Raw genomic sequence first — 6,378 nt, forward strand, 5'->3', positions numbered from 1 at the left:
AAACATGGACCACAACGCGCTCAAAAAACCGCTGTCCGGCCTGCCGGAAGCCCCAAGTGCCGATGACTACCGGAGTGTCGCCCTCGAACTCTTGCCCTACATTCAGGCGAACGTGCCGCCGATGGGGGAAGGCCAGAGTTTTTCCAGGCTGGGCTTCTTGAACGAGGTGGCCCGCTGTGATCTTGGGCTGGCGCGCCTCATCGAAGGTCACCTGGACGCCACGCAGATCCTTCGGGAAGCGGGGCACCCGGCCGTCAGCAATAAACTCTATGCCATATGGGCCTCGGGCGGACCGTCAGATACCACTGACCTGACGGAAGGCGGCACCGGGGGCGAACCCGCCGAACTCACTGGCAGCAAACCCTTCTGCAGTGGATCTGATATCGTCGACCGGGCGCTCATCTACGTCTACCCTGCCGAACAGCTGGTTGATGTGAATATGCGGGCAGCCGGTGCGAGAGACTATCTGCGTTTCGAGGCCGGCCAATGGGTAGCACCCGCGTTTGCACAGACCCATACCTGGACCGTCAGCTTCGGAGGACTGTCGGTTAAGGAGGATAACTGCATAGGCGACCACAAATGGTATTTCGACCGCCCGGGCTTTTGCCTCGGGGCCCTCGCTCCCGCCGCATGCTGGGTGGGTGGTGCAATGGGGCTGGTGGACTCAGTGCGGAAGCGATCACTCCAAAACGGCCATGCCAGGGCACACCTTGGCGCGATGGTTTCCTCGGTCTGTAGCATGAACGCCTTGCTCAAATGGGCAGCGGCTCAGATCGATGCCGACCCCGACAACACCTCCGGTAACCTGTTTCCCACGGCGCTGTTAGCACGACATCATATAGAACGGGCCTGCACCGATATTCTGGATCGTTTCGGGCGTACCCTGGGCCCCCGCCCTTTTGCCTTTGAAACCGGTAACGCCCGCCGCATCGCTGAACTCACCCTTTACATCCGCCAGTGTCACGCCGAGCGCGATCTGGAGGAACTGGGGAGCTATCTGGAAGCGCATCCGGAATTCTGCTCAGGCACGCTTCAGTAAAAACTGCCGAGTAGTCAGTCTCGATTGGGAGCGCAGGCCTCATTTCCGGCTTGCACGCTCTCGGTGAAGCGCTGTCTCGAAAATTTTGCGTTTCTCACCATCGTTATGGAGCTTCTCTAAAGCTTCTGCCAGAGGCTTTACAAGGTGTTCATGCCGGCGATGGACGTAGTGAAAAAGGGTGAAGTGAGCAACGGGTACAGGTAGAGCGCGGAGATGATCCCACTCGGGATTATTCAGCGGTGAGTGCCCCTCAATGTCAGACACCAGCCCAACATCAACCCGCCCCCAATCAAGCATTTGACGAATCTGACGATAGTTTCTCGCGAATTGCGGTGACATGCCCTCCGACTTGGCCGCTCTCTCCGCAATAATCACCCCTCTGCGGATCGCAACCGTCAGGGGGCGGCTGCTTGTCTCAATTGTCTGAATGTCGCTGTCATCGCGAACGACTGCCAGAAGACGCCCTTGCAACAACGGATAAGGCACTTGCACCAGGTTAGCGTACTGATCCGCCATCCCTTTAATCCTGAAGAGATCACCGTCAACCCCGCCAGCATCCGCTAAAGCCAAAGCCCTGCGAGATGGCACAACAACCGTTTCCACGGTAATGCCAAGCTGATCGTAAGCAGCACGGACTAATTCATAAGCCATGTGGGTGCTGGGTACGTCATCAATGACGGCCAGTCGCAGCGTGTCTGGGCGCTGTTCTGCTGAGGCCGGGGACGTTGCCACGATGGCAGACCAGGCCGTCAACATCACCAAAGTTTGCATGATCAGTGGCTGCATTTTGAGCAAATTGAACGGAAGATACATACTGTAACCTGAGCAAAGTCAAAAACTTGGGCGTTAATTTTTAGTGAAGTCTAGTCGACTTTGAGCGTTTAGCTTACAACTTCCATAGTATTTACCTGTTATTTAATGATTAAGGTCAACTGTTAAAAACAGCTTCCTCTAACCCTGCTCATACTCTCTAACCAACTCCTGGAGAAAATAGAGACCAGCGGAGCTCAGAAAATAACGCCCTGCACCGGACCGGAACAACAGGTTCCGTTTATCCAGATAGTCCAGCGCTTCGGACAAACCTTTTTCGAAGCGTGCCGCCCTGAGAATATCCTGATACTCGTCGTCGCCGGCCATGGCGCTGACGTCCTGCTCATTCAAGCCGGCATCCGGGCGGCCGAGGTAATCCAGATCCCGGCCGCTGCGTGCGAAATAACGTCCGATGAGAAGCAGTATCACCTGCACCCGGAAGGCGTTCTCGTCGTGCTCCTCGCTCTCGTCGTCACTGCTTTCCTTAAGAAAGAAAAACGAGCCGGTTTCGTTGAACACCAGCTCGCTGCCCAGGTGCTCGTAGAAGGTCCGGAAGTGGGACAATTGGTTGTACAAAAGGTTGTAGAGCGGGTTGGCCTGCAGCTCGGAGCGGTTGCAGTCCCACACGTCGCGCACAATCACCCGGCCGGCCTGGAATTCCCGGTAGATGGCCGCGCTGTGGGCGGGTAGGATCTGCTCGAATTCAGACATGCTGTGGCTCCAGGCGGCGCTTGCGGTAGATGAACTGTTCGCTATCGGATGACTGATCCAGGATTCGGAAACGGTTGGTAGTGACTACCTGCAAGCCCTCCGGTGGCATGTTTACCAGCCGGTTCAGGGCCGCCAACAAGTCCGGAAAACGGTAGCCAGGGATAAAGCCATCCAGGCGGCCATGCAGCTCCCGCACCAGGTCGGTGGTGGGCCTTAGCTCCAGGGTTTCCAGCCATTGGTAGAGTTGGTTGATGCGTTGAACATCAATGCGGGTGTGGCGGCCGCTTCCCTCCACTTCCTGCAGAACCGGCACCTCGGCTTTGCGCCGAAGATCGTTCAGGCGCAGTTCCAGTTCGCTGAACAACAACTGGTAGTAGCTGGACGAGTTACCGAAGGCGTAGTACTTCGGGCGCTGCTGGGCCCGCAGGCCGATCAGGAAACCGGTGCTGCGGGCAAAGTCCCCGCCTTCCAGCCATTTTCGTTTCAGGCTGAGGGTCTCGGTCTCGTCCTTGAGTTCCTGGAGTTTGCCGTAAAAGTGCTCCATGGCGTTGTACTGGACCATGCCCTGGCGGGTCTTGCGCAGGAAGTGCTCCACCTCCTGGGCCACCGCCTGAATCGGTTTGTACAGGGCGTTGAGGCTGATGGAGGAACGGAACAGTTGGTCCGCCAGGCTTTGGTCACCGTGGTTTTCCAGCAGCCGGACTATGGCTTCCAGGGTCTCGAACAGGTTGCTGCCATCTGGCAGGCGGGTGTCCGGGTTGAGGAACACCAGGGTCGGTTTGATGTGACGTTCATACAGGGTAACGATCTGCTCGAACAGGTTCTGGCGGAACTCCAGGTATTTCTCTGGCGCCCGGCTGGCGTCGCCGGACATGTCTGCCAGTTGCGTGCTGATGGTCTGCATGCGCAGGACGTTCTGGCGTAAAAGGCCGATCAGCTGGCTGACCCGTTCGTTCAGGTCGTCCCTCAGTTCGGTGTAGTCCGGGTCCGCGTCGCTGAAGCTGCTGATTTCCAGTCGATTGCGAACGTCCCGCAGGGTCACGAGATGACCCCGAAGGCGGGCATCGGTCAACTCCTGGTACAGCGACGCGTTGCAGGCCCGCATCAGGTTGATAAGGGCATCCTGGAACACCAGCCGCCGCTCACCCTCGGCCTTGATGATGTCGATCACCAGGCCGCTGCGGAACAGATTGTCGGTGTTCAACGCCAGCCGCACCCGGTCCCGGTCAGCCTTGCCGAGGGTGCGAGTGTAGTCCATCACCTCCGCCACCAGATCACTCTCGCGAATGTAACGGGCCTCGTTCCGGCCCATCCGCTCGATCATCCGGAACAGAATCTTCGGGTGCTCGAACAGCAGCCGGGTGGTGTCCAGGGTGCTGAAGCGTTTACTCATCCGCCGGCTCCAGCAGGCTGTTCTGGGTCTGATCAGCCCAGTGGCTCAGGGGTTCGCCGTTGGTGAAACCTTCGGCACCGCCCCAGAACACCAGGGTGCGCTGCGGGCTATAAGGCCGCGCGGTACGCATCTGCCCTACTTCCAGATGCCGGCCGATCAGGTAAATGACTTCCGCGCTGGCACTATGGGTGGCAGCAGAGAATAGGTTGAAGCCCTGCTTGCGCAACCGCTCCAACAAGGATGGCATCTGGCTGATGTCCACGCTGGCCAGCTCGTCCAGAACCATGGGGAACGACAGCTGCACGCCGGGATACAGCACCCGTTTCAGCAGCCGGTATACCAGTTCCAGATTGATGAGTGCCGTGGTGGACGTGGACTGGCCCTTCTTGTCCAGATTCGCGGCGTTTTCCTTGCGAGTGCGGTAGGAAATGCCGGTGATGACCCTGTCCATCGTCAGGCGCTTGCTGCCGCCCTGTTCTCCGAAAAAGTCCGCCACAAACACCCGCAAACGATCATAGAAGGCATCCGACTGAAGCTGATTGCCATAAGGGTCGATGTTGTTGGCTTCTTCCACCAGATTGCGGAATTTCGGGTCGGTGTGGATATCCACCCGGATTTCCACCAGATCGTTGATGCGCACGCCGTCCAGTTCGCGATTAAGCTGCGCTTCAAAACGGGCAATGTGCTCGTGATTAGATTTCAGGGCCTGCCGGTAGCTGGCCACCGTCTCGTTGTGGATGCCAACCTGCTGCTCCAGCACATTCCAGCGCTCAGCCATGCCGGCAAACAGATCCGACAGGCTTTTGAACGTCTCGCGAATAACCGATGACGACGGGCTGTCTTTCTGTAACTCGCCTTCGGCGTCTTCATGAATACCCAGATAGACGAACTGACGCAGGTGGTCGAGGATACTGCGACGGCGCTCTTCCAGATCGTCCAGTTGGGTTTGCAGGTCGTCGAACGCGGTAACAGACACCTGCTCGATAGCCAGGAGCTGCTCAGCTTCCACAGTTTTCAGGTACGGGAACCGGTGCTCCACGGTCCCCACGCTGCGGCTGAGGCCCGCCAGTTCCCGCTCCCGTTCTTCGATACGCTCTTTTTCGGCTCTGGCTTTGGCGGCTTTTTTCTGAACGGCGTCCTGTTTCTCCTGCTCCAGCCGCGCCTGCTCTTCCAGCTTGGCCAGTTGCTCCTCCGCTGCCTGCTTTTCCTCGGTGGCGTCCCGCAGGGTGGTCGCGGCCGCGGGGTAACGGCTCAGGGTATCCAGGTCTTTCTCGATGGCGCGGATTTCCTTTTCCGTGCGCTCGATCAACCGGGGCCGATCCTGTTCCTGGTTGGCGGTATCCGCCAGCTCCGAACGCTCCCTTTCCAGGCCATGAAGCTCGCCTTCCATATGCCGGCGCTGCTCAGCAAAGTCGGTCTGCCGGGCGGGCTGGGCCGGGTATTCGGCGTCGAACCAGTCAAAGCCTTTGTCATTGGGCACAAACAGCCGGGCAAAGGCTTCGATGGCGGCTTTACTGTCGGCATCCAGATCCTGGCCCGGGCTGGCCATAACCAATCGGGGGTCCACGGCCCGCAGAGGCGCAGCGGTGGCCTCACTCAGTTGGTTCTGCAACTGCCATTGTTGCTTGCTTTCACGCTCCTTCAGGGAGTCGAGTTTGCGCTCCAGCTCCTGCTTTTTGCGCTGGATCTGCTCGAGCCGGATCTCCGCCTGGGCGGCACTCTTTAATGCGGCCAGATGCCCTTTCTTGCTTTCGAGTTCCTCTTTCTGGATGTCCTCGATTTCCTGCAGAGTCATCTCCCCATACTGGGAGACCAGCAGGTCGCCATCTTTCTGGCTCTGCTCCGCCTGTTTTATGCGACGGTCGGCGGAACGGATCTCGCCTTTCAGACCGCTGGCGTCCTGCTCCAGTTTTTTCAGGGCCTGCAGTACATGGCGCAAGGTCTCGTTCTGTTCATTGAACGCCTCCACCGCGGCTTTGCGCCTGGTGCCAATGTCCTGCAGGGCATTCGATACGCCATCCCGAAACGCAGCAAAGTCGTGCTGGCTGCGAAGCAGCGTCTGGTAGGCCTGGTAATCCCTTTGCAGCTTTTCAAACCGGGAGCGTTCTTTTTCGATTTGGTTCAGCTGGGTTTGTTGCTGCTTTAACTGTTCGTGCCGGTTAAGAAAATCGTCAATGTTGAAATCGAAGGCATCGTCGGCAAACTTCTTGTCCGCCTCAATGATGCTGGCCACCGCATTGGCCATGGCCTGATCGTCCGCCTTCATTTCGAACAGCAGCAGAATCAGCGTGCGCAGCGACTGCACCCGGCGCTCGTCGGATTCACCCAGGGGCAGCACGGAATAGCGCACCGCATCCGCATTCATCAGCTCGCTGCTGTACAGCATCTGTTTGAGCTTGGCCGGGTCGTTCACCAGCCGGGTTTC

The 6,378-nt window shown here is 58.3% G+C and carries 5 protein-coding genes; 1 reads left to right on the plus strand and 4 read right to left on the minus strand.

Annotation, left to right across the window (positions count from 1 at the left end):
- The first annotated feature begins 4 nt into the window (after positions 1-4).
- Entirely contained in the window at positions 5-1,039 is a 1,035-nt protein-coding gene (locus tag WD429_RS12560) for a hypothetical protein (protein WP_368422522.1), read from the plus strand.
- A gap of 39 nt (positions 1,040-1,078) precedes the next feature.
- Here the strand turns inward: WD429_RS12560 and WD429_RS12565 are convergent, their stop codons facing one another.
- From WD429_RS12565 to WD429_RS12580, 4 genes are all read right to left on the minus strand, one after another.
- The gene (locus tag WD429_RS12565; protein ID WP_368422523.1) at positions 1,079-1,852 is read right to left on the minus strand and encodes a substrate-binding periplasmic protein; all 774 of its coding nucleotides are present in this window, start codon (positions 1,850-1,852) and stop codon (positions 1,079-1,081) included.
- Positions 1,853-1,990: 138 nt separating this feature from the next.
- On the minus strand, positions 1,991-2,560 hold the full coding sequence (locus tag WD429_RS12570; RefSeq protein ID WP_368422524.1) for a hypothetical protein: 570 nt from the start codon (positions 2,558-2,560) through the stop codon (positions 1,991-1,993).
- Positions 2,553-3,953: a hypothetical protein gene (locus WD429_RS12575; RefSeq protein ID WP_368422525.1), complete on the minus strand. Its 1,401-nt coding sequence runs from the start codon at positions 3,951-3,953 to the stop codon at positions 2,553-2,555. Before WD429_RS12575 ends, WD429_RS12570 begins: the two co-directional genes overlap by 8 nt.
- On the minus strand, positions 3,946-6,378 hold a 2,433-nt coding region (locus tag WD429_RS12580; RefSeq protein WP_368422526.1), incomplete at its 5' end, for a hypothetical protein. The genes WD429_RS12575 and WD429_RS12580, both read right to left, overlap by 8 nt.

This window comes from Marinobacter sp. (genome assembly GCF_040904845.1).
GTDB lineage: Bacteria > Pseudomonadota > Gammaproteobacteria > Pseudomonadales > Oleiphilaceae > Marinobacter.